1 pseudogene is annotated in these 356 nt (G+C 72.2%); it reads left to right on the plus strand.

Annotated elements, in window-relative coordinates:
- Positions 1-356 (plus strand): annotated as a pseudogene (locus tag B2R83_RS14045) (hypothetical protein); the annotation flags it as partial.

Here is a 356-nt window from a genome sequence, read left to right on the forward strand (position 1 = left end):
CCGGCGCAGCCGCCGCCAACAACGGCGGCAACGCAACCTCGAGCATGAGCAACTCGTACAACACCTCGAGCGCCAACTCGATCAGCAACCTGAGCGGTGAAGTCAGCGGCAACCGTATCAACAACATCGGCAACGTCGCCAACAGCAGCGGCAACGCCAACGGCGCGGCAGGCTACGGCGCAGCAGGCGGCGTGGCCACCGGCGGCGAGGCAAACGGTGCTGCCGGCGCAGCCGGCGGTGCAGCCGGTAGCGCCAACGGCGCATCGGCCGGCGCAGGCGGCCAGGGCATCAGCGGCGGCGCCTCGAGCGGCGCAGCCTCGGTCGGCAACGCAGCCGGCGGCATGGGCGGCGCAGGC

Source organism: Massilia sp. UBA6681 (assembly GCF_002454935.1).
Lineage (GTDB): Bacteria > Pseudomonadota > Gammaproteobacteria > Burkholderiales > Burkholderiaceae_D > Telluria > Telluria varians.